The organism is Brachybacterium sp. JB7, assembly GCF_003335205.1.
Taxonomy (GTDB): Bacteria; Actinomycetota; Actinomycetes; order Actinomycetales; family Dermabacteraceae; genus Brachybacterium; species Brachybacterium alimentarium.
This window is the reverse complement of sequence record NZ_QPGN01000019.1, coordinates 1-21,062: the sequence shown is the minus strand read 5'-3', so window position 1 is coordinate 21,062 and position 21,062 is coordinate 1. Positions and strand designations below refer to the sequence as shown.

Here is a 21,062-nt window from a genome sequence, read left to right as displayed (position 1 = left end):
TCCGTCCTGTCAGTTCGCGTGCAGGGCGGCGTTGAGCTCGACGGTCTGGCCCTCGCGGGCCACCGCCTCGATCGCGCCGCTCAGCGAGTTGCGGCGGAACAGCAGGTTCGGCACCCCCGAGAGGTCGCGGGCCTTGACCACGTGCTCGTCCTCGCTGCCTCCGCTGCGCCGACCCTTCTCGCCCACGACGACGACCTTGGCGGAGGCGGTCAGGTAGAGACCCGCCTCGACCACGCTGTCGTCGCCGAGCGCGATGCCGATGCCGGCCTCGGCGCCCACGAGAGCGCGCTTGCCGATGCGCACTCGCTCGGTGCCGCCCCCGGAGAGCGTGCCCATCGTGGATGCGCCCCCTCCCACGTCGGAGCCGTCCTCGACGATGACGCCCTGGGAGATGCGGCCCTCGACCATGGACGTGCCCAGGGTGCCTGCGTTGTAGTTGACGAAGCCCTCGTGCATGACGGTGGTGCCCTCGGCGAGATGAGCGCCCAGGCGCACGCGGTCGGCGTCGCCGATGCGCACGCCGGAGGGCAGCACGTAGTCCACCATGCGGGGGAACTTGTCGACCCCGAAGACGCTCGGCGTGCGACCGGCGGAGATCAGGGCCAGGCGGGTCTCCTCGAAGCCGGCCACGGCGCAGGGGCCCTCGGAGGTCCACACGACGTTGGTGAGCGTGCCGAACAGCCCGTCGAGGTTCTGGGCATGGGGCAGGACCAGGCGGTGGGAGAGCAGGTGCAGGCGCAGGTAGGCGTCCGGGGCGTCGGCCGGGGCGGCGCTGAGGTCGACCGCGCGCACCACGACCTGCTGGGTTGTTCCACGCACCTCGTCGGCGCGGGCGGCGGCGGCGAGCCGGGCATGGAGCGGCGCGGATTCCGGGGAGCCCGGGGCCCGGCCGAGCTGGGGCGCGGGATACCAGGTGTCGAGGGTGGAGCCGTCGGCCGCGACGGTCGCGAGGCCGATGCCCCATGCATGGGTCGCGGGCGCGTCCGTGGTCGTCGTGGTCATGGGAGGAGTCTACGAAGCCGAGCCGGGAGAACGCCGGTCCTGCTCACCGCCCAGGATGAACAGCACATCCCCAGGGTCCGTCGCAGAGGAGGCCAGCAGAGAGCAGCAGAGGAGGGCGGAACCGGGCCCGGGCGGATCGCGGATCAGGGGCCCGTGCCCGATCAGCCGTCGCGCGGGGACGAGGACCCCTCAGCGGACGCCCGGTGGGCGGTGGCGGCCCACAGGACCTGATAGGTGAAGGCGGCGTCCTCGGAATCCGGGTCGCCTGGGATCTCGACGCCCTGGTCATCACGGTTGAGCGCGTTGTACTCGGCGAGCGTGGTCTGGATGAGCGAGTTCAGCTCCCGCACCTGTGCCGCGGAGATGCGGAGGTCCGACGCGTACAGGGAGCTGAGCTCGTCGTCGTCGACGTCCGGGCCGGTGGACTGCCGGGAGAGTCGCGCGGCCCATGCGGAACGCATCCGGTCGAAGGCCGCGAGCGATGCGGCCCCGGACGCGGCGAGGTAGTCACCGTCGGCGCCGTCGGCCGAACGCGTGCCGTTGCCGAAGTAGAAGGAGGTCTGGGTCAACCTCCACACGCGGTCCCGCCGGTCTCGTGCCGCGTCGGGAGCCTCCTCGATCACTCCTCCGCGAGCCAGGATGCGCAGGTGGTAGCTCACGGAGTTCGCGGGGATCGACAGGTCGGCGGCGAGGTCCGCCGCCCGGGCCGTGCCTCGATGCCCCACGCGATGGACGATGTCGAGCCGCAGGGGATGGGCCAGTGCGCGCAGCTGCTCCTGGGTGGCGTGCGTCGGGGGAGAGGTCGAGTCGTCATCCGGTGCAGTGCTGCTCATGCGGTGAGTCTACGGAGCGCCCCGCGCCTGACCCATCTGCTGCGCACCACCCCTTGCGCAAGATCTGTTGCGCAACAAGTCGTGCGCGACTAGTGTTCCGGCCATGACGACCACTGCCTCGGCTCCGCAGCCCTTGCGTCGCAACGCCGAGTACCGCCGCTGGCTGCTCGGCGACGTCTGCCTGGAGCTGGGCACCGGCATCGGGACGTTCGCCTTCCCGCTCGTGACCTATGCCGTCACCGGATCCCTCGGTGCGACGGGCCTGGTCGGGATGATCCAGGGGATCGGGGGCCTCGTGGGGATGGTGCCCGGAGGCCTCCTCGCCGACCGGTTCGGCAGGCGCCGACTGCGGCTGCTCGCCGGCTCGACCGGAACGCTCCTGCAGGCCGTGCTGATCGTGGTGCTCATGGCCGGCTGGGGGAGCGTGCTGGTGCTCGCGACGATCGCCATCCTCGATCGTTTCCGGGCCGGCCTGCTGGGGGCCGCCTCGGACGCGATGCTCAAGCAGCTGGTGCCGCCGGCCCAGCTGCCGCGCGCCGTCTCCGTCAACCAGGGTCGAGACGCTGCGGTCGAGATGATCGCCGGGCCGCTCGGCGGAGTGCTCTTCGGCCTCGCTGTGGCCTTCCCGCCGCTCGCGCAGCTGCTGGGGAACCTGGGCTCCGTGCTGGCCACCTGGCGGATGCGCGGGCGCTACCTGCCCCGTGCCGTCGAGGCGGCGTCCACCCGGGTCCGTGACGACCTGCGGGAGGCCGTGGTCTGGGCCCTCTCGCAGCGGGTGCGGGTCCAGCTCCTGGCTGTCGCCACACTGGTCAACCTCGGCTCGAACGGCCTCCTCCTCACCGTGCTGCTGCACCTCACGGCGAGCGGGGTCCCGGCCGGACGCATAGGCCTGCTGAACACGGTGCTGGCGGGGTCGATCCTGCTGGGCGCCGTCCTCGCCCCGCGCCTGGTCGAGAAGGTCCCGACGGGAGTTCTGGTCACCGGGCCGATCCTCATCATGGCGGCGGCCGCCGCGTTCCTCCCGTTCGCTCCCGGGATGCTCGCGATCGCTGCGGCCTATGCGGTGATGGGGATCGGCATCGCGCCCTTGAACGCCGGCACCCAGGGTTTCCTGCTCCACATCACCCCGGTCGCGATGCAGGGGCGGATCGGCGCGCTGATGGGAACGATCGCGATGGGGTTCATGCCGTTGGCGCCCGCAGCGGCCGGCTGGGGCCTCGATCTCGTGGGCCCCCTGCCGACCATGCTGCTGTTCTCGGGCATCCTCGTCGCCGGTGCGCTGGTGGTGCTGCTGGGCAGGGACCTGCGCCGGGTCCCTGCCGCAGCGCGATGGGAGAGCTACGCCCGTGCCGAGGGGCTGAGCAGTGAGGGATGAGGGGCGGCGGACGCGACGCGCCGTGGCGCCGGGCCCAGCGCGTCACTCCCCGAGGACGGTGTCGTCCAGCAGTCCCGGTCCTTGCTGGGGGCCCTGCTGCCCCTGGTCTCCGAACCATTCCGCGGCCCGGGCTCGGCGCACGATCTGCACGATGCGGCGGGATCGCAGCTGCACCGCGATGACCGCCAGCAGCAGGGAGACCACGCCCCCTCCCAGCAGCCACAGCGCGAGCCGGGTGGCGGCGGGGTCCTCCCCGCTGAGCAGGGTGATCAGCAGGATGGCCGCCCCGACGCAGATCGCGAGGATCCCGGCGCCCACCAGGGCCGCGGGGCCCAGTCCGCGCAGGACGGCCGGGCCCGCCGAACCGCCCTGCAGCGCCCTGCGCACCGGGAGTCCGCGCCCCAGCTGGCCCGGGCGCGAGACGGCCCAGTCCAGCAGCAGACGGTCTCGTCGGCGGGTCGCGATCGTGCCCACGATGGCCGCCGTGACCAGGCAGACGGCGAGGACGATCAACAGCGCCAGGGCGCCCTCGGGCAGAGCCCGGGAGGACAGGCCCGCCGCGAACGTGGAGAACTCGGTGCGCAGGACGGCCGCGGTGAAGCAGGCCAGCGCCCCGAGCAGCAGCGCGGCCTCGAGGATCCGCAGCGGGATCTGGCGGGCATCGTGTTCCGCCTGGGCAGCGGATTCCAGCTCGTCGGACACCGGATCGGCGCCCTCGACGAGCACGACGCGGCGCTCCTCGGCCAGGCGTTCCACGAAGTCCTCCGCGTCGGGCCGAGCGCGCAGCTGCTCCGCATAGGTCTCGCGCTGCGCGGCGCTGAGCCACGCGGTCATCACCATCGAGTCCGCGAGCGCGCGCTCCTCGGGAAGCTGGCTGGAGTTCGCGATCGCCCGGATACGGGCGGCGTGCCTCCCGGCGAACGGGCCCGCGGAGAAGGCGGGTGCTCCGTGCTGCAGCGGTCTCGGCGGCGGCGTCGGGGTGTTCGGCATGACACATATGCTCCCAGACGGCGGTGGGCCGGGCAGGGGAGCGGCTCACGCCATACTGGGGCGATGATCGCCAGCACCGAGCCCGCACGCACCGTCGCCGTCATCGGAGCGGGCCCGCGGGGCACAGCGATCATCGAGCGTCTGGTCGCCGCTTCGCAGCTGGAGGAGTGGCAGAGCCCGCTCACTGTGCACCTGATCGATCCGCAGGTGGGCCGCGGCGGAGCGGTCTGGCGCCATGACCAGCCCGACGTGCTGCTGATGAACACCACCACCTGCCAGACCACGATGTATCCCGATGCCAGCTGCCATCCGCTGCTGCCCGCAGCCCGCGCCGAGAGCCTCGCCGACCATCTCGCCTCCGAAGGGTTCCGGGCGAGCGATTACGCCCCGCGCGCCGCCCACGGCCGCTACCTCGCCCACGTGCTCGCGCGCGCCGAGGCCGACGCCGATCCCGATCGCCTGCGGATCGTGCAGCACGCCGCCGAGGCCATCGACGTCACGGGCCCGGCCGACGGGGCCCAGCGGGTGCGGCTGTCCGACAGCCGGGTGCTGACCGCCGACGCGGTCGCCCTGGCACTGGGACATCTGCCCACCGCGCTGGGACCGCGCTCCCAGCAGCTGGCCGACGCGGCCGACCGCTACGGACTGGTGCACCTGGGACCGGCCAATCCCCTCGATGTCGACTATGCGTCCCTGCTGGGCCGAGAAGCCGTCGCCGTGCAGGGCATGGGCCTGAACTTCTACGACGCGATCGGTATGCTCACCTCCGTCGCCGGGGGACGCTTCGAGCCGGACGCCGATGCACCCTCGGGGCTGCGCTACCTGCCCGGCGGGGCAGAGCCCGTCCTGCACGTCGGCTCCCGCTCTGGGATGGTGTACCGGCCCAAGCCCGACCTCGGCGCAGAGCTGCCCGCCCCGTACGTCCCACAGGTCCTCACCGGGGAGCGCGTGCTCGAGCTCGCCGTGCGCTCGGCCGGTGTCGACCACGAGCGGGACGTCCTGCCGCTGATGTTCGCGGAGCTGCGCCGAGCGCTCGCCGAGGCGGGCCATGAGCAGCTCGCGCACGACGACGCCCTCGTGCCCCTGCTGTTCCCCTTCGGCCGCAGCGGAGGCGAGAGCCACGACGCCCATCGACGCACCCGGGATGTGCTGCGCCGGTCGGTGCGGGCCGCGGCTGATCCGGATCCCGCCTGGCTGCTGGTCTACCGAGTGCTCATCACCCTGCGCACCCAGGTCAACCGTCTGGTCGATCTCGGTGCGTATACGACCGAGTCGGTGCGGGGCGACATCGACGGGCACGTGCGCAATGCCTTCGCCTCCTGGGCCTCCGGCCCGCCCCTGCAGCGCGCGCGCCAGGCGCTCGCCCTCGAGGAGGCCGGTCTGCTGCGCTTCGCAGGCCCCCGCATGCACCTGGACATCGACGAGGAGGCCAGCCGCTATGCGGTGCGCGGCGCCGACGGCTCCACCGCTCTGTGCGACGGCGTGCTCGAGGCCCATCTGCCCCCGGTGGATCTTCCCGCGTATCGCAGCCCCCTGCTGGGCGCCTGGCGGGAGCGCGGCGAGGTGCAGAAGGACTCCTGGGCCTCCCGCGGCAGTCGTCGACGGATGCTGACCGGCTCCATCGCGGTGGACGGCCTCTATGCGCCCGTCGGCCTGGACGAGACCGTCTACGAGCGGCGCCTGCTGGTGGGCGTGCCCGTCAGCACCGCCCAGCCGGGCTCCGCGATCAGCGCGGAGCCCGGCACCTCCGCCCAGCTGCTGCGCCACGCCGAGGCCGTCGCCGTGCGGCTGGCCCGCGCCGGGGGAGCGCTGCGCGAAGGCTGATCCTTCTCGGCCCCGAGCGGGAGGGCACAATGACGGCATGCACACCAGTCCCGCGCCTGTTCTGGATCCCCACGCCGACATCGTCGACCTCACCGCGGCGCTCGTCGACATCGAATCCGTCTCCGGGAACGAGAAGGCCCTGGCCGACGCCGTCGACGCCGCGCTGCGCGAGCATGCCGGGCACCTCGAGGTGATCCGCGACGGCGACACCGTCATCGCGCGCACCGATCGCGGCCTGGGCCGCCGCGTGCTCCTGGCCGGCCATCTCGACACCGTGCCTGTCGCCGACAACCTCCCCTCCTCCCGCCGCACCCGTGAAGGACGTGAGGAGCTCGTGGGCCGCGGCAGCTGCGATATGAAGGGCGGCGTCGCGGTGTTCCTCAAGCTCGCGGTCGAGGCCGACGCGGCCCCTGTGGACCTCACGTGGATCTTCTACGACCACGAGGAGGTCGCCGCGGCGGACAACTCCCTGACCCGCCTCGCCGCCGAGCACCCCGACCAGCTCGCAGCGGACTTCGCGATCCTGGGGGAGCCCACCTCGGCCGGCATCGAAGGCGGCTGCAAGGGCACCATGAAGCTCGAGGTCACCGCTCGGGGCATCGCTGCGCACTCCGCCCGCGACTGGGTGGGAGACAACGCCATCCATCAGCTCGCTCCCGTGCTCGACCGTCTCGCGGGCTACGAGGCCCGACGGGCCGTGATCGACGGCCTCGAGTACCGCGAATGCCTCAACGTGGTCTCGATCTCCGGCGGCATCGCCGGAAACGTGATCCCCGACCGGGCCACGGCCCTGCTGAACTACCGTTTCGCGCCGGACACCTCGCCCGAGCAGGCCGAGACGCACGTGCGCGAGGTGCTCGACGGACTCGACCTCGACATCGTGGTGACCGACTCCGCCGCGGGCGCCCTGCCGGGCCTGTCGGCGCCCGCCGCCCGCGACTTCCTCGCCGCCCTCGGCGACGTGCCCGTGGCCGCCAAGCAGGGCTGGACCGACGTGGCCCGCTTCTCGGCGCTCGGCACCCCGGCGGTGAACTTCGGGCCCGGTGACCCCCTGCTCGCCCACACCGATGACGAGCACGTCCCGCTCGAGGACCTCCGCGTCGCACTCGCGGGGCTCAGGCGCTGGCTGGAGGTCCCGGCGCGATGACCGCTGGTCTCTGCCGTGAGCACGGGCACCTCACCCGGATCGCCGCGGGCTGATCTGCACGACTACCCTCGCACCATGACACCCGAGGAACGAGATCGCCACCGCAAGGGACCCGTCACGCTGCGCGGCACGCAGCGACCCGAGCGCACGACGGACCAGCGCCTGCTCGAGGAGGACGGCCCCGGGGACTGGGTCCATTCGGATCCCTGGCGGGTGATGCGCATCCAGTCCGAGTTCGTCGAGGGCTTCGGGGCGCTCGCCGAGCTCGGCCCGGCGATCTCCGTGTTCGGCTCCGCGCGGCTCGGGGAGGACGATCCGACGTACCAGTGCGCGATCGAGATCGCCGCAGGCATCGTGGAGCTCGGGTACGCCGTCATCACCGGCGGCGGCCCCGGCATCATGGAGGCCGGGAACCGCGGGGCGAAGCAGGCCGGCGGTGTCTCCGTCGGGCTCGGGATCGAGCTGCCGCACGAGCAGGGGATGAACGAGTATGTCGACCTCGGTGTCGACTTCCGGTACTTCTTCGCCCGCAAGACGATGTTCGTGAAGTACTCCAGCGGCTTCGTCGTGATGCCGGGCGGGCTCGGCACCCTGGACGAGCTGTTCGAGGCCCTGTGCCTCATGCAGACCCACAAGATCGACATGTTCCCCGTCGTCCTCGTGGGCCGCGCCTACTGGCAGGGGCTGCTCGACTGGCTGACCAGCGCGGTTCTCGACAGCGGCACGATCAATCCTGGCGATGTGGACCTGCTGCGGGTCGTGGACTCCGCGGAGGAAGCGCTCGAGGTGCTGCGGGAGGCGGCTCGTCGATGACCGCCGACAGCCCGATGGTCCTGCTCCTGCTGCTGGTCGCAGCGGTCGTCGCCGTGCTCATGGTGCTGCTCGCGACGCGTCGGATCGGGGCCGGGATCGAGGTCTCTCGGCGGCGCCGGAGGGTCCATCGCACGAACCGGTCGCGAGACCTGAGATAATGGCCACCGTACGCGCGTTGTCGGAGGCCCCGTCCGGGGGAGCCACTCTGGACAGCGACACCATCAAGGAGGCACGCCATGGCTGCTATGAAGCCGCGCACCGGGGACGGTCCGCTCGAGGTCGTGGAAGAGGGACGCAGCATCATCATGCGAGTTCCGCTCGAGGGCGGCGGCCGGCTGGTCGTCGAGATCGCCGCGTCGGAAGCCGCTGAGCTTCGTGATGCCCTGGAGGGCGTCATCAAGTCCTGACAGCCGGGCCCACCCGCACAGGAATGCCCCGCACCGTGATGGTGCGGGGCATTCGTGTGCTCGGGGAGCGGTCCGTCTGAGCTGCGTATGAGCTACGTACGAGGTACGTATGAGCTCACCGCAGCACGGCGGCGAGCACGCCGTCGCCGCTGCCGGTGAGCATCGGGACCAGATCCTCCGACTCCGAGACGGCCTTGAGCACGGCGCGCACCGAGCGGGTGTCCGCATCGCGCGCGGTGGGATCGGCGACGCGATCGTGGAAGAGGGCGTGGGGGATCACCAGGACACCGCCCGGCCGCAGCAGCCGTTTCGCATGGGTCAGCAGGTCCAGGGCGTGCGGTGCCTGCGCAGGGAAGCTCACCAGGTCGTAGGCGTGATCAGTGAGGCGGCCGATGACGTCGCGCGGAGTGCCGGCGATGGTGCGCACGCGCGAGGAGCGGATCTGCGCCTCGGTGAAGGACTGGCGCGCCGCCCGTTGATTCTCGACCTCGGAGTCGATCGTGGTGAGCACGCCGTCCGGATGCATGCCGGAGAGCAGGTAGAGCGAGCCGACCCCGCTGCCGGTGCCGATCTCGACCGCCGAGCGTGCCTGGACCGCCGCGGCGAGCACACGCATCAGGGCACCCGCACCCGGCAGCACCGGGGGTGCGCCGAGCTCGTTGCCCCGATCCCGTGCCCGGGCGAGAACGCCGTCGTCGGAGAAGAGCGTCGACTCGTCGACGAACTCCTCGCCATGGGCCCAACTGGCCACCTTTCCCGACGACATGACTGCTTCCTCTCCGTGGACACGAACGTTCCGGCCCAGACTATGTCAGGATCCGGTGACGACTGCGACCCGCGGGCCGTCCCCGATGCAATAATGGCACTGGCTATCAGCGGACTACACGTACAGGTGGGACATGGGCGGCACCGGATTCATGGGACTCGGCGGGTGGGAGTTCGTCGTCCTGCTCGTGGTGTTCCTCGTGATCGTGGGACCGCAGCGGCTCCCCGACCTCACGCGGCAGATGGTGCAGTGGGTGCGCCAGGCCCGCCGCTGGGTCGAGGATTCCCGCTCCACGGTCGAGGACGAGATGGGCATCGCCATCGAGGACCTCAGGAAGTACGATCCGCGCCAGTACGATCCGCGCCGCATCATCCGGGAGGCCTGGGACGACACCGGCATCGAGGAGCTCCTCCCGGACAAGGAGTCCCTGACGGTCGCCGGCGCCGCCGGAGCCGCAGCCGGCTCGAAGTCCAAGAGCAGCGGCAAGCGCACGAAGGACGACGGGCCCCAGCGCGCCCCCTTCGATCCCGAGGCGACCTGATCCGCAGCATCCCGACCGCAGCGACGATCTGACCGCGGCGGTGCCGACGCACCACGCCGCCGCCGGCCCACCAACGACGCTGCCGCCGGCCGCCGGCCGACGCACCACTTCGCCGCCGGCCGCCGGACCACGGTGCCGCCGGCCGCTCGGGTCGTCAGCCCTTCGCGACGCTGAGCGGCAGCTTCATCCCCGTCAGGCCCCGCGGCTTGCGGACCAGCGAACGCGCCACGCCCTTGAGCGCCATGGCGGTGGGGGAGTCCGGGTGGGAGACCACCAGCGGGACGCCCTGATCGGAGCCCTCCCGCAGCGCAGGATCGAGCCCGACCCGCCCCAGCACCGGCACGTCATGGCCGACGGACTCGGCGAGCGTCGCCGCGACCCGGTCGCCACCGCCCGCCCCGAAGACATCCATCACGGAGCCGTCCGGCAGGGTCAGCCCGGCCATGTTCTCCACGACCCCGGCGATCTCCTGCTCCGTCGAGGACGCGAGCGAACCGACCCGCTCCGCGACCGTCGCCGCGGACTGCTGGGGCGTGGTCACCACCACCATCTGCGCGCTCGGCAGCAGCTGCGCCACGGAGATCGCCACGTCGCCGGTGCCCGGAGGGAGGTCCAGCAGCAGCACGTCCAGATCGCCCCAGAACACGTCGGAGGCGAACTGCTCGATCGCGCGGTGCATCTTCGGGCCGCGCCATACGACGGCCTGCCCCTCCGGGACGAACATGCCGATGCTCATCACCGCGACGCCGTGCGCCTCGGGAGGCATCAGCAGGTCCGAGACCTTGGTGGGCTGAGCCGTGATGCCGAACATGCCGGGCATCGAGAAGCCGTGGATGTCGGCGTCGATGACTCCGACGCGCAGGCCATCGGCTGCCATCGCGGCGGCGAGATTCGCGGTGACGGTGGACTTCCCCACCCCGCCCTTGCCGGACGAGATCGCATAGATGCGGGTCAGTGAACCGGCCTGGTTGAAGGGGATCTGACGGCGGCCCTGGCGCAGGCGGTTGGTGAGCTCACGGCGCTGCTCCTCGTTCATGGCGCTGGTGGAGACCTCGACGCGGCTGAGACCCGGCACGGTCGCCGTCGCCTCGGCGGTGTCCTGCTCGATGCGGCCACGCATGGGGCAGCCCTCGATCGTCAGCAGCACCTGCACGCGGGCGACGTCGTCGGCGTCGATCGTCACCGAGTCGACCATGCCGAGCTCGGTGATCGGCCGATGGATCTCGGGGTCGATCACGCCGTTCAGCGCTTCATGGATGCGGGTGATGCGGGTGTCGACGGCGGCGTCCTCCGTCGGGGCGCTCGGGGTCTCGGAGTTCTCGGTGCTGGTCACGAGGGATCCTGCTCCTTCTGGTGGTCATGGGCACCGGCCAGGTCGCGCTCGCGCAGCACGGAGTCGATCTCCTCGCGGAGGATCGACCGCAGCGTGCTCGCATCCATCGGGTCCGCGGCCGGTGCCGCGTGGTGGTCGGAGGCATCGGTGTCCGGGGGACTGTCGAGCTCCTCGAGGAGATCGCGCAGCTCGCCGCGCACGAAGTCGCGGGTGGCGACGTCGTTCAGCGCCAGGCGCAGCGACGCGATCTCACGGGTGATGAAGTCGGTGGTGGCGTGGTTGCGCTCGTTGGACTGCCGGTCCTGCTCGACCTGCACCCGGTCGCGGTCGTCCTGCCGGTTCTGCGCGAGCAGCAGCAGCGGCGCGGCGTAGGAGGCCTGCAGCGACAGGATCAGCGTGAGCAGGGTGAAGTTCAGCGCCCGCGGGTCGAACTGGGCGGAGACCGGCATGAGCGAGTTCCAGCTCAGCCAGACGGCGCAGAACAGCGTCATCCCGACCAGGAAGGCCGGGGTGCCCATCATGCGGGCGAAGGTCTCGGCGGCGCGCCCGAAGGCATCCCCCTGGAACGGATTGTGCAGGACGGCACCGCGACGGGGCGCGGGATCGTCGAGCGATGGGGGGTTGCGCTCTGCCATCCTCAGTCCTCCTTCGCGCTGTCACGGGCGGCCCGGGCGATCTCCGTCAGATCGATCTGCCCGGTCGTGGGCACCGGCTCGTCCTGCTCGCGCCAGTCGTCCGGGAGCATGTGGTCGAGCACGTCGTCGACGGTCACCGCGCCGAGCAGGCGACCCTCGTCGTCGATCACCGGGATCGAGACCAGATTGTAGGTCGCCATCTCGCGGGTCACCGCGGAGAGCGGGGCCGTGGGGCCGACGGCGACCTTGTCGTTGTCCAGGATCTCGCCCACGGGACGGTCCGGGCGCTCGCGCAGCAGCTGCTGGAAGTGGACGATGCCCAGCAGCCTGCCGCTGGGCGTCTCCAGCGGAGAGCGGCACACGTGCACCGTCGAGGCCATCGCGGCGTGCAGCGCCTCGCGGCTGATCATCGCCAGGCAGTGCGCGACCGGGGTCTCCGGGGCCACGATCAGCGGCTCCGTGGTCATCATGCCGCCGGCGGTGTACTCGTCGTAGGCGAGGAGGCGGCGCACATCCTCCGCCTCCTCCGGCTCCATGAGGTTCAGCAGCTCGGCGGCGACGTCCTCGGGCAGCTCCTGGACGAGATCCGCGGCATCGTCGGGGTCCATCGCATCGAGGATGTCCGCAGCACGTCTGGCCTCCAGTCCGGTCACCAGCTCGACCCGGATGTCCTCGGGCAGCTCCTCGAGCGCATCCGCGAGTCGTTCGTCGGCCAGCTCCCCGGCGAGCTCGATCCGGCGCTTGGGCTCGAGCTCCTGGATGATCTCGGCGAGGTCGGCGGGGTTGAGGTCCTGGTAGGACGCGGCCAGCAGGTGGGCGGACTGCTCCGCCTGGGTGCCGTACAGGCCCGTCACCTCGTGCGGCTCCACGGTGAGGGTCTCCCCGCGGGTGACCAGGCGGCTGAGTGAGCTGCCGCGACGCCGACGGCGCAGGTGCAGCCGGGAGACCTCCCAGTCCTTGTGCCGGTTCTGGTCCAGCGCGATGTCCAGCACGGTCGCCTCACCCGTGCCGTCCTGCATCGTCACCGCACGATCCAGCAGGTCGCCGACCACGAGCAGCTCCCCGGCGCGCTTCTCGAAACGGCGTACGTTGAGCACTCCGGTGGAGATCACCTGGCCCGGCGAGATCGACGTGACGCGGGTGATGGGCAGGAACACGCGGCGCTTGACCGCCACCTCGACCACGAGCCCGACCGCGCGGGCCGGGCTGCGGTCCTGGGGGAGCACCACGATGTCGCGCACCTTCGCCACCACGTCCCCGATCGGGTCGAAGACGGTCGTCCCGATCAGTCGCGCGGCGAAGAATCGCTGCTGCGCGGAGCTGCTCACCGGCGCAGTCCGGAGATCCAGTGCTCGACGTCCTGGACCGTGCGCGGAGCCGCGGCCGAGAGGTTCTCGACGCCGTCGGCCGTGACCAGCACGTCGTCCTCGATGCGCACCCCGATCCCGCGGAGCTCCTCGGGCACCAGCAGGTCGTTCTCCTTGAAGTACAGCCCCGGCTCGATGGTGAAGACCATGCCGGGCTCGAGCTGCGCGTCGAGGTACATCTCGCGGCGAGCCTGGGCGCAGTCGTGCACGTCCATGCCCAGATGATGGCTGGTGCCGTGCGGCATCCAGCGACGGTGCCACTGGCCTTCGGGGGAGAGGCTCTGTGCGGCGGTGCCGGGCAGCAGACCCCACTCCTCGAGGCGGGCAGCGAGGACCTCCATCGCGGCGGTGTGCAGATCACGGAAGAGCAGGCCCGGGCGGGCCACCGCGAAGGCGGCGTCGGCCGCTTCGAGCACGGCCTCGTAGACCCGGCGCTGGACCGGGGAGAACGTGCCGGACACGGGCAGCGTGCGGGTGACGTCGGCCGTGTAGAGGGAGTCGATCTCGACGCCGGCATCGATCAGCACGAGCTCGTCGGCGCTCACGGCGCCGTCGTTGCGGGTCCAGTGCAGGGTGCAGGCGTGGTCGCCGGCGGCGGCGATGGTGTCATAGCCGACCCCGTTGCCGTCGAGCCGGGCGGCCGCTGCGAAGACGCCCTCGATGACGCGCTCGCCGCGGGAGTGGCCGACGGCCTCGGGCAGGCGCGCGATGACGTCCTCGAAGCCACGGATCGTGGCCGCGACGGCCTCGCGCATCTGGCGGATCTCGTACTCGTCCTTGACCAGGCGCTGCTCGCTCGCGACCTCCCTCAGCTGCGCGAACTCCGCATCGGCCTCGTCCCCGCCGGGCAGGGAGTTCTGCGCGCGGATCTCCTGGACCATCGACTCGACGGTCGCGTCCACGCCGGGCAGGATCGACAGCGACAGCTGGGCGCCGACGTCCTTGGCGAGATGGTCGCGCAGCTCGTCGATGTGGCGCACCTCGATGCCCAGCCGCTGGGAGGCCTCGACGACGGTGGGTCGACGCCCCACCCACATCTCGCCGTAGCGGGCGTCGGCGTAGAACTCGGAGGTGTCGAAGCCGGCGCGGGGCCGGAAGAAGTAGGTCGCCTCCGAGCGGTCGGGATCCTCGGCCGACGGCTCGACGACGAGCACGCTGTCGGGCTCCTCATCGGTGCCCAGCCCCGCGTAGTACGCGAACGCGGTGTCCGGACGGAAGGGGTAGTCGGTGTCGTTGGAGCGCACCTTCAGCACGCCGGCGGGCAGCACCAGCCGAGATGCCGGCAGGCGGCGCACGAGGGCATCACGACGGGCGGGCGTGAAGTCCGCGGCCTCACGGCGCTCGGCGTCGGGAACGGTCTCGTCCCATCCCGAGGAGATGAATTCTCGGAACTCGGAGTTCGTGGGGCGCTGGCTGCGCGAGTCGCCGCGGGACGCGAGGTCCCGGACGGCTTCGGCGTCGGCGCTGCCGGTGCTCGTGCGGTGCGTGCTCTGATCGGTGCTCTCGGTGCTCACCCCCCGATGATCTCACGGTGACGACTACGCTGGGCCTATGAGTGAGCGTTCCATCTTCCACAGCACGGAGCGCATCGACCTGCATTCGCACACCAGCTGGTCGGACGGCACCTGCGACGTGGCAGGGCTGTTCGAGCAGGCCCGGGATGCCGGTCTGGACGTGCTGGCCCTCACCGACCACGACACCGTCGGCGGGTGGGCAGAGCTGCCCGCAGCGGTCGCCGCGACCGGTGTCTCCGCGGTGCCGGGCATCGAGGTCTCCAGCGAGCACGGGCGACTCTCGGTGCACGTGCTCGCGCTGCTGGTCGACCCTGATCCCCACAGCGATCTGGCGCGCGAGATGGCGCGTGCCCGGGACTCTCGCGTGGACCGTGCCCGGGACATGGTCGAGCTGATCGCGAAGGACTATCCGATCAGCTGGGAGGACGTGCGCGCCCAGGCCGCGGGGGACGCCACCGTGATCGGGCGCCCCCATATCGCCGACGCCCTCGTGGCGCACGGGGCGATCCCGGACCGCTCGGAGGCCTTCCGGGAGATCCTCAGCCCTTCGGGCCCGTATTACGTGCCGTACTACGCGCCCTCCCCAGTGGACGCGGTGCAGGCGATCCATGCTGCCGGCGGCGTCGCGCTCATCGCCCATCCCGGCTCGGTCACCCGGGATGCGTCCCTGCCGCTGGACCTGCTGGAGACGATGGTCGAGGCGGGGCTGGACGGCATCGAGGTCGATCACCGCGAGCACGACGAGGCCGAACGCGCCCGTCTGCGCGACTTCGCGGCCCGCCATGACCTGCTGATCACGGGCGGCAGCGACTACCATGGCGCCGGCAAACCCAACCGGCTCGGAGAGAACCTCACGCAGCCGGACGTCCTGGCAGCGATCACCCACCGCGCCACGAGCAGCACTGAGGTCATCCGTTAAGTGAACCTGGTCGATCTGAGCTTCCTCACGGGAGTGTTCGTCACCCTCTTCGTCATCACCGATCCTCCCGGAACGGTCCCGATCTTCCTCTCCCTGACCAGCACGATGGCCGCGAAGCAGCGGTCCCGGGCGGCTCTCGTGGCCGTCGCCGTGGCGATGCTGATCATCTCCGTGTTCGCCCTGTTCGGGCGCTTCATCCTCGACTACATGCACATCTCGCTGCCTGCGCTGCAGTTCTCCGGCGGCCTGCTGCTGCTGATCGTGGCGCTGCAGCTGCTCTCCGGCAAGGAGGGCGAGATGGCGGCGAACGAGGGCGTGAACGTCGCCCTGGTGCCGCTGGGCACGCCGCTGCTCGGCGGGCCCGGCGCGATCGTGGCCGTGATGCTCTTCGTGCAGCAGACCGGCGGACAGAGCGCCCGCATCATCTCACTGGTGATCGCGATGGCGCTGATCGCCGCGACGATGTACATCGCGCTGCGCTTCGCGGGCGTGGTCGCCCGTGTGCTCGGCGACGGAGGCGTCACCCTGGTCACCCGGATCTCCGGCGTGCTGCTGGCGGCGATCAGCACTCAGATGATCTTCGACGCGATCCATTCTTTCCTGATCAGCTGGGGCGTCGTCGCCGGCTGACCTCGCCCGGTCCCCGCGCACGAGAGGTCCCGCGCACGAGAGCGGCCCCGGCCCGAGCAGATGCTCGGTCCGGGGCCGCCGTCGTCAGGGGGATCAGGAAGCGGAGCCGGATCCCTGCTGGCCGCCGCCACGGCTGCGGCTGCGGCCGCCACGGGAACGACGACGACGGGGGCCGTCCTCGCCGGAGTTCTCGGAACCGCCGCCCTGGCCACGGGTCGAGTCGCCGCCCTGGGCGCGGGCTCCTGACGAACTCGTCGAGCCCGACTCGTCGACGACCGCGCCGTTCACGCGACGCGTGCGCGAGCGCGACCGGGTGCGACGGGGACGATCGCTCGCACCCTCGCGCGACGGCGCCGCCTCGCCGGCACCCTCACGGGGAGCGCTGTCCTCACGAGGTGCACGTTCCTCGCGGGGCGCGCGGTTCTCACGAGGGGCGCGCTCCTGACGGGGTGCGGAGCTGCGGCCACCGCGGCCGCCGTCAGGGCCTCCACGGCTGCCGCCCCGACCGCCTTCACGGCTGCCACTGCGGCCGCCGTCGCGACCGCCACGGCCGCTCTCACGACCGCCGCGGCCCGAATCGGGACCTCCGAGGTCCTCGAGGCGTTCCGCATCCAGACCGTCACGGGTGCGCCTGTCCTTGGGCAGCATGCCCTTGGCCTCGGTGGGGATGTCGAGATCGGTGAACAGGTGATCCGAGGTCGAATAGGTCTCGACGGCCTCGGCCGATTCCAGGCCCAGCTGGCGGGCGATGAGCCCCCAGCGCGCCAGGTCCTCCCAGTCCACGAAGGTCACCGCGGTGCCCTTCTTGCCCGCGCGGCCCGTGCGGCCGGTGCGGTGGAGGTACGTCTTGTCGTCGTCCGGGCAGTTCCAGTTCACGACATGGGTGACGTCGGTGACGTCGATGCCGCGGGCGGCGACATCGGTCGCCACCAGCACATCGATCTTGCCGTTGCGGAAGGCGCGCAGCGCCTGCTCGCGGGCGCCCTGGCCGAGGTCGCCATGCAGCGGTGCCGCGGCGAAGCCGCGGTCCGCGAGGTCGCCGGCGACCCGGTCGGCCTGGCGCTTGGTGCGCATGAAGATGATCGAGAGACCGCGGCCACGGGCCTGCAGGATGCGGGCCATCACCTCGATCTTGTCGAGCTGGTGGGCGCGGTAGACGACCTGCTTGATGTCGGCCTTGGTGCGGGCGCCGTCGTCGGGGTCCTGGGCACGGATGTGCGTGGGACGGCTCATGAACCGACGGGCCAGGGCCATGATCGGGCCGGGCATCGTGGCGGAGAAGAGCATCGTCTGGCGCGTGGTGGGCACGGCCTGCAGGAGCTTCTCGATGTCCTCGAGGAAGCCCAGATCGAGCATCTCGTCGGCCTCGTCGAGCACGGCGGTGCGCACCTGGGACAGGTCCAGGTACTTCTGACGCATCAGGTCGATGAGACGGCCCGGAGTGCCCACGACCACCTCGACGCCCTTCTCGAGGGCCTCGATCTGCGGCTCGTAGGCGCGGCCGCCGTAGACGGTGAGGATGCGCACGGGGCGCTTCGCCGAGGCGGCGATGAGATCCTCGGCCACCTGGACCGCGAGTTCACGGGTCGGCAGCACCACGAGGGCCTGGGGCTTCCCGATCGGACGATCGTGCGGATTGGGCTCGCCGGGGGCGATCGCGGCCTGCAGCAGCGGGATGCCGAAGCCCAGCGTCTTGCCCGTGCCGGTCTTCGCCTGACCGATGATGTCGCGACCGCGCAGGGCGATGGGAAGGGTCATCGACTGGATCGGGAAGGGACGGATGATCCCCTTCGCCGCCAGGGCATCGATGATGTCGGAGCGGACGTCGAAGTCCGCGAAGGTCTGCTGGGGCTCGACGACTGCGGCGGCCTCGGGGGTCGGGGTGCCGGAGCTCTGCTCGACGGCGGGGGAGGCCGACACGGCCTCTTCGGTGTGCGGGATGGTTTCAGGCACCGTTCAACTCTCTGGTCATGGATGTGCACTGCCATGGTAGCCCCCGCCCCGTCGGGGGCCCCGAATCATTCCTCTCCGCCGTCGCTGACCTCGGGCAGCGGACTGCTCGGAGTGGTGGGCGTGACGCGTTCCTCGTCCGGCAGTCCCTCGCCCGGTTCGACCTCCTGCTCCTCGGGGATCGGGGCCTCGGGGGTCTCGGCGCCCTCGGGCACCTCGAGCTCGGGAGCCTCGGGCGGCATCTGCGAGCGCTGGATGGAGACCGACACCAGGCCCAGACCGCCCATGACGATGTCGTCGTAGGCGACGAGGCGTCTGGTGCTCTTGTCGAAATAGAGCATCCGGGCGGTGAGGTCCAGCGGATCGTCGCCCTGCAGCACGGGGGCGACCCCGCCCGAGGCGAGCGCACCGCCGGTGGAGCCGACGGTGAACCAGTCCGTGCCCGAGCCGTCCCGGTCCAGCTCCACCTTGGAGGTGTGCATGTGGCCGGACAGGACCAGCGGCACCCGTCCCTCCAGGCCCTGCGGCTGGGTCGGATCGTGCATCAGCGCGAGGTCGACCGGTGCCTCGGGGTGCTCCTCGTCATAGGCGGTGATGGTGTCGCCCAGCTGGAAGCCGCTCGCGGCCATCGCCTCGGTGCCGGCCTCCCAGCCGCCCGCGTCGGAGTCGTCGTCGGCCGCGAAGCGGGGGTCACCGATTCCGGCGATCCGCAGCCCGGCCACCGTGACGACCTCGTTCTGCACGACGGTCGCGTTGGGCTGCTCGGCGATCTTCGCCTCGGCGGCGGCGCCGTCATGGTTGCCGGCGACGAACACATAGGGGACGTCGAGCTCTCCGATCACGCTGAGCTGCTGGGTCTCCACCGGGGTGCCCCACGAGACGATGTCGCCGGTGTCGATGACCAGGTCGATCGCGAACTGGGAGTTGAGCTGCTCGATGACGTCGTACGCCTGCGGGTTGTCATGGATGTCCGAGACATGGAGAACCGTCAGCAGATTCTCCTGGTCCAGCCCCACCGGCAGGGAGTCCGCCGCGATGTACAGGGCGGAGACCTGGCCCACGAACTCCGCGAGCGTGGAGCGATAGCTCTGGTAGTCCGCAGCGGTGGCCTGCCCGAGATCGGCGATATAGGTCGCCTGGGTGAGCAGGCCGTCGAACTTCGGCTGGTAGAGCGACTCCGGCTTGAACGTCACCGACGTCGCGACCACGCTCACTCCCACCAGCGCGACGGTGCAGCCTCCGGCGACCAGCGCGCGCCGGACGCGACGGAAGGTCAGGCCGACGGCGAGCCCGGCACCGGCGGCCGCGAACAGCGCATTGAGGGTCGCGTTCTTCGCGGCGGCCGCGGTGATCGCCTCGGGCGCGGTCTCCGTGAGCTCGGAGAAGCCGGTGTCGGAGTAGAACAGGGCCTCGGCCTTGGCAATGTCCACGCCCTGCACCCGCGCCTCGATGCGCACGGGAGCGGTGTGGGTGTCGAAGGAGACCTCGCCCACCGGGGGCAGCAGCATGACCGTCTCCGAGGACAGCGAGGGCTTCAGATGCACGCTCGCGGTCAGGGGTCCGATGTCGACCCGCGTCGCGGGGACCAGCATGATCCCGACGATCGCGCCCAGGATGGCGACCAGCGCCGTCGTGGTGACGTGGAGGATGCGGGCGTTGCGACGGCGCCGCCGGCGGCGCAGCGCAGAGTCCTCCTCAGAGGCCGTCTTCGTGGTCATGCAGTGCCGGTCCGGTCAGCCCAGGAAGCCGACGCGACGGGGCTCCTCGGTGGAGAGCTCGGCGAAGGCCACCTTCGCTCCGGGGACCAGCACGGTGCGGCCCTTCTCGTCGACCAGGGTGACGGGCGAGCCGTCGGCGATGGCGGTGCTGAGGCGCTCGAGCAGCTCGTCGGTCTTCTCCGCGGACTCGATGACGATCTCACGGGGCGAGTGCTGGATGCCGATGCGGATCTCCATGGCGATGTCCTTCCCTCCGCCTCCAGGGCGGGGACGTCCGTTGCTGTGCGCTGGGAAGTCTACCCGTCGGCACCAGTGCGTGCGGTGCCGTCCGCTCCCAGCACAGAGCCCCCGATCTGGGGATTCTCCAGCGGGTCGAACCCGGTCAGTCCATGGACCATGTAGCTGGTCATCACCTGGAGGATCTCCTCGCGCTCGGCGTCGTCCGTCGCGGTGTCCAGCAGCAGCGCGGTGGTCTGGGTGTCGGCGAGCAGGCCGCGGCCGATGACCCGCGACTGCGTGGGGCTCATCCGGCGGCTGGCCATGAGGACGTCGGCGAGCTGGACCGCCATCTGGTCGAGCACCTCGGCGGCGCGCTCGTGCACCGCGACGGAGATCGCCTCGTTGCCGGTGAACAGGCGCAGCGAGTTCTGCACGGAGACCAGGTGGAAGAACTGCTCGAGTCCGTAGCGCACCCGCCCCGTCGTCTCCCCCTCGAAGTCGCCGATCGCCCGGACCCCCGCCAGCAGCTCGTCCGCGATGATGTCGATGACCTCGACGTACAGCGTCTCCTTGGAGCTGAAGTGCTGGTACAGCACGGGCTTGGTGACCCCGGCCGCTCCGGCGATGTCGTCCATCGAGGTCCCGTGGTAGCCCCGCTCGGTGAAGACACGGGTGGCGAGGTCCAGCAGCTGCGAGCGCCGCTGCGCTCGCGGCATCCGGGTGGTGGTTGAGGATGACATGGGGCCGACCTCCGGACGGATGACTGGTTCGTAGTGAGTCAGAGCACTCTACCGCGACTGCCGGACACGCAGACGGGGTTCGGCTGTCAGCCCGGTGAGGTGCAATGGAGCCATGGCAGCTGCATACACGCGAACGGGCGAGGGGATCCGACTGCTCGGTCCCGACCGCTCCGCGCTGCCCGACGTGCGCGAGCCGGAGGAGCTGGACCCCACCCAGCTCCGTGCGCTCGAGCTGTTCGAGTCGGGAGCCGATGTCCTCGTCCACGGCGGCCCGTCCAGCGGGCGCACCGCGCTCGCGCTCGCGGCCGCGGCCCGGGCGGGGGAGCGGACGCTGCTGCT

22 protein-coding genes are annotated in these 21,062 nt (G+C 71.3%); 10 read left to right on the top strand and 12 right to left on the bottom strand.

Annotated features, from left to right (window positions below; genetic code table 11):
* Positions 1-9 precede the first annotated feature (9 nt).
* Complete coding sequence (dapD, locus tag CIK81_RS15535) at positions 10-1,002, bottom strand: 2,3,4,5-tetrahydropyridine-2,6-dicarboxylate N-succinyltransferase (protein WP_114305441.1); 993 nt, start codon at positions 1,000-1,002, stop codon at positions 10-12.
* 161 nt (positions 1,003-1,163) lie between these two features.
* Positions 1,164-1,835, bottom strand: a complete 672-nt coding sequence (locus tag CIK81_RS15530) for a helix-turn-helix domain-containing protein (protein ID WP_096197367.1) — start codon at positions 1,833-1,835, stop codon at positions 1,164-1,166.
* A gap of 103 nt (positions 1,836-1,938) precedes the next feature.
* Here CIK81_RS15530 and CIK81_RS15525 point away from each other — a divergent pair, with 103 nt between their 5' ends.
* Positions 1,939-3,210 carry an MFS transporter gene (locus CIK81_RS15525; protein WP_096197368.1) on the top strand — a complete coding sequence of 424 codons (1,272 nt, stop codon included), beginning with the start codon at positions 1,939-1,941 and terminating at the stop codon, positions 3,208-3,210.
* A 42-nt stretch (positions 3,211-3,252) separates the two neighbouring features.
* Here CIK81_RS15525 and CIK81_RS15520 read toward each other — a convergent pair whose 3' ends face one another.
* Positions 3,253-4,200, bottom strand: coding sequence for a hypothetical protein (locus CIK81_RS15520; protein ID WP_181871915.1), 948 nt, complete (start codon positions 4,198-4,200; stop codon positions 3,253-3,255).
* A 63-nt stretch (positions 4,201-4,263) separates the two neighbouring features.
* On the opposite strand from CIK81_RS15520, the gene CIK81_RS15515 reads away from it, so the two are divergent.
* From CIK81_RS15515 to CIK81_RS15500, 5 genes are all read left to right on the top strand, one after another.
* Positions 4,264-6,024: an FAD/NAD(P)-binding domain-containing protein gene (locus tag CIK81_RS15515; RefSeq protein WP_114355871.1), complete on the top strand. Its 1,761-nt coding sequence runs from the start codon at positions 4,264-4,266 to the stop codon at positions 6,022-6,024.
* 37 nt (positions 6,025-6,061) lie between these two features.
* A complete protein-coding gene (gene dapE, locus CIK81_RS15510; protein WP_114311606.1) occupies positions 6,062-7,171 on the top strand; it encodes a succinyl-diaminopimelate desuccinylase in 1,110 nt (369 codons plus the stop codon).
* Positions 7,172-7,246: 75 nt separating this feature from the next.
* A complete protein-coding gene (locus CIK81_RS15505) occupies positions 7,247-7,984 on the top strand; it encodes a TIGR00730 family Rossman fold protein (RefSeq protein ID WP_096164261.1) in 738 nt (245 codons plus the stop codon).
* Positions 7,981-8,142 (top strand): hypothetical protein, encoded by a 162-nt coding sequence (locus tag CIK81_RS18370; protein ID WP_181861460.1) that lies wholly within the window; start codon positions 7,981-7,983, stop codon positions 8,140-8,142. The genes CIK81_RS15505 and CIK81_RS18370 overlap by 4 nt, the downstream gene beginning before the upstream one ends.
* Before the next feature lie 78 nt (positions 8,143-8,220).
* Positions 8,221-8,391, top strand: coding sequence for a DUF3117 domain-containing protein (locus CIK81_RS15500; protein ID WP_096164131.1), 171 nt, complete (start codon positions 8,221-8,223; stop codon positions 8,389-8,391).
* Between the two features lie 115 nt (positions 8,392-8,506).
* Here CIK81_RS15500 and CIK81_RS15495 read toward each other — a convergent pair whose 3' ends face one another.
* Positions 8,507-9,157, bottom strand: a complete 651-nt coding sequence (locus CIK81_RS15495) for an O-methyltransferase (protein ID WP_096164132.1) — start codon at positions 9,155-9,157, stop codon at positions 8,507-8,509.
* 133 nt (positions 9,158-9,290) lie between these two features.
* On the opposite strand from CIK81_RS15495, the gene CIK81_RS15490 reads away from it, so the two are divergent.
* Positions 9,291-9,698 carry a twin-arginine translocase TatA/TatE family subunit gene (locus tag CIK81_RS15490; RefSeq protein WP_096164133.1) on the top strand — a complete coding sequence of 136 codons (408 nt, stop codon included), beginning with the start codon at positions 9,291-9,293 and terminating at the stop codon, positions 9,696-9,698.
* 154 nt (positions 9,699-9,852) lie between these two features.
* Here the strand turns inward: CIK81_RS15490 and CIK81_RS15485 are convergent, their stop codons facing one another.
* Genes CIK81_RS15485 through CIK81_RS15470 form a run of 4 tightly spaced genes read right to left on the bottom strand, consistent with a single transcriptional unit; the run spans position 9,853 to position 14,547 of the window.
* Positions 9,853-11,031 (bottom strand): P-loop NTPase, encoded by a 1,179-nt coding sequence (locus CIK81_RS15485; protein ID WP_114328322.1) that lies wholly within the window; start codon positions 11,029-11,031, stop codon positions 9,853-9,855.
* A complete protein-coding gene (locus CIK81_RS15480) occupies positions 11,028-11,666 on the bottom strand; it encodes a DUF1003 domain-containing protein (RefSeq protein WP_096164135.1) in 639 nt (212 codons plus the stop codon). Before CIK81_RS15480 ends, CIK81_RS15485 begins: the two co-directional genes overlap by 4 nt.
* A gap of 2 nt (positions 11,667-11,668) precedes the next feature.
* The gene (locus CIK81_RS15475; protein WP_158542071.1) at positions 11,669-12,994 is read right to left on the bottom strand and encodes a CBS domain-containing protein; all 1,326 of its coding nucleotides are present in this window, start codon (positions 12,992-12,994) and stop codon (positions 11,669-11,671) included.
* Positions 12,991-14,547: an aminopeptidase P family protein gene (locus tag CIK81_RS15470; RefSeq protein WP_114328324.1), complete on the bottom strand. Its 1,557-nt coding sequence runs from the start codon at positions 14,545-14,547 to the stop codon at positions 12,991-12,993. Before CIK81_RS15470 ends, CIK81_RS15475 begins: the two co-directional genes overlap by 4 nt.
* A gap of 37 nt (positions 14,548-14,584) precedes the next feature.
* Between CIK81_RS15470 and CIK81_RS15465 the strand changes: the two genes are divergently transcribed.
* Together CIK81_RS15465 and CIK81_RS15460 are read left to right on the top strand one after the other, a co-directional pair.
* On the top strand, positions 14,585-15,466 hold the full coding sequence (locus tag CIK81_RS15465; RefSeq protein ID WP_114305435.1) for a PHP domain-containing protein: 882 nt from the start codon (positions 14,585-14,587) through the stop codon (positions 15,464-15,466).
* A complete protein-coding gene (locus CIK81_RS15460; protein WP_096164138.1) occupies positions 15,467-16,096 on the top strand; it encodes a MarC family protein in 630 nt (209 codons plus the stop codon).
* Positions 16,097-16,189: 93 nt separating this feature from the next.
* On the opposite strand, the gene CIK81_RS15455 is transcribed toward CIK81_RS15460, so the two are convergent.
* The 4 genes from CIK81_RS15455 to CIK81_RS15440 all read right to left on the bottom strand — a co-directional run bounded on the left by CIK81_RS15455 (position 16,190) and on the right by CIK81_RS15440 (position 20,723).
* On the bottom strand, positions 16,190-18,049 hold the full coding sequence (locus tag CIK81_RS15455) for a DEAD/DEAH box helicase (RefSeq protein ID WP_114305433.1): 1,860 nt from the start codon (positions 18,047-18,049) through the stop codon (positions 16,190-16,192).
* A gap of 65 nt (positions 18,050-18,114) precedes the next feature.
* Positions 18,115-19,764, bottom strand: a complete 1,650-nt coding sequence (locus tag CIK81_RS15450) for a metallophosphoesterase (RefSeq protein ID WP_158542070.1) — start codon at positions 19,762-19,764, stop codon at positions 18,115-18,117.
* 15 nt (positions 19,765-19,779) lie between these two features.
* On the bottom strand, positions 19,780-20,001 hold the full coding sequence (locus CIK81_RS15445) for a DUF3107 domain-containing protein (RefSeq protein ID WP_096164140.1): 222 nt from the start codon (positions 19,999-20,001) through the stop codon (positions 19,780-19,782).
* 59 nt (positions 20,002-20,060) lie between these two features.
* Positions 20,061-20,723: a TetR/AcrR family transcriptional regulator gene (locus CIK81_RS15440; protein ID WP_114305431.1), complete on the bottom strand. Its 663-nt coding sequence runs from the start codon at positions 20,721-20,723 to the stop codon at positions 20,061-20,063.
* Between the two features lie 112 nt (positions 20,724-20,835).
* Between CIK81_RS15440 and CIK81_RS15435 the strand changes: the two genes are divergently transcribed.
* Positions 20,836-21,062, top strand: a 227-nt coding sequence (locus tag CIK81_RS15435; protein WP_147272366.1) for a hypothetical protein, incomplete at its 3' end; no start/stop codon positions are given.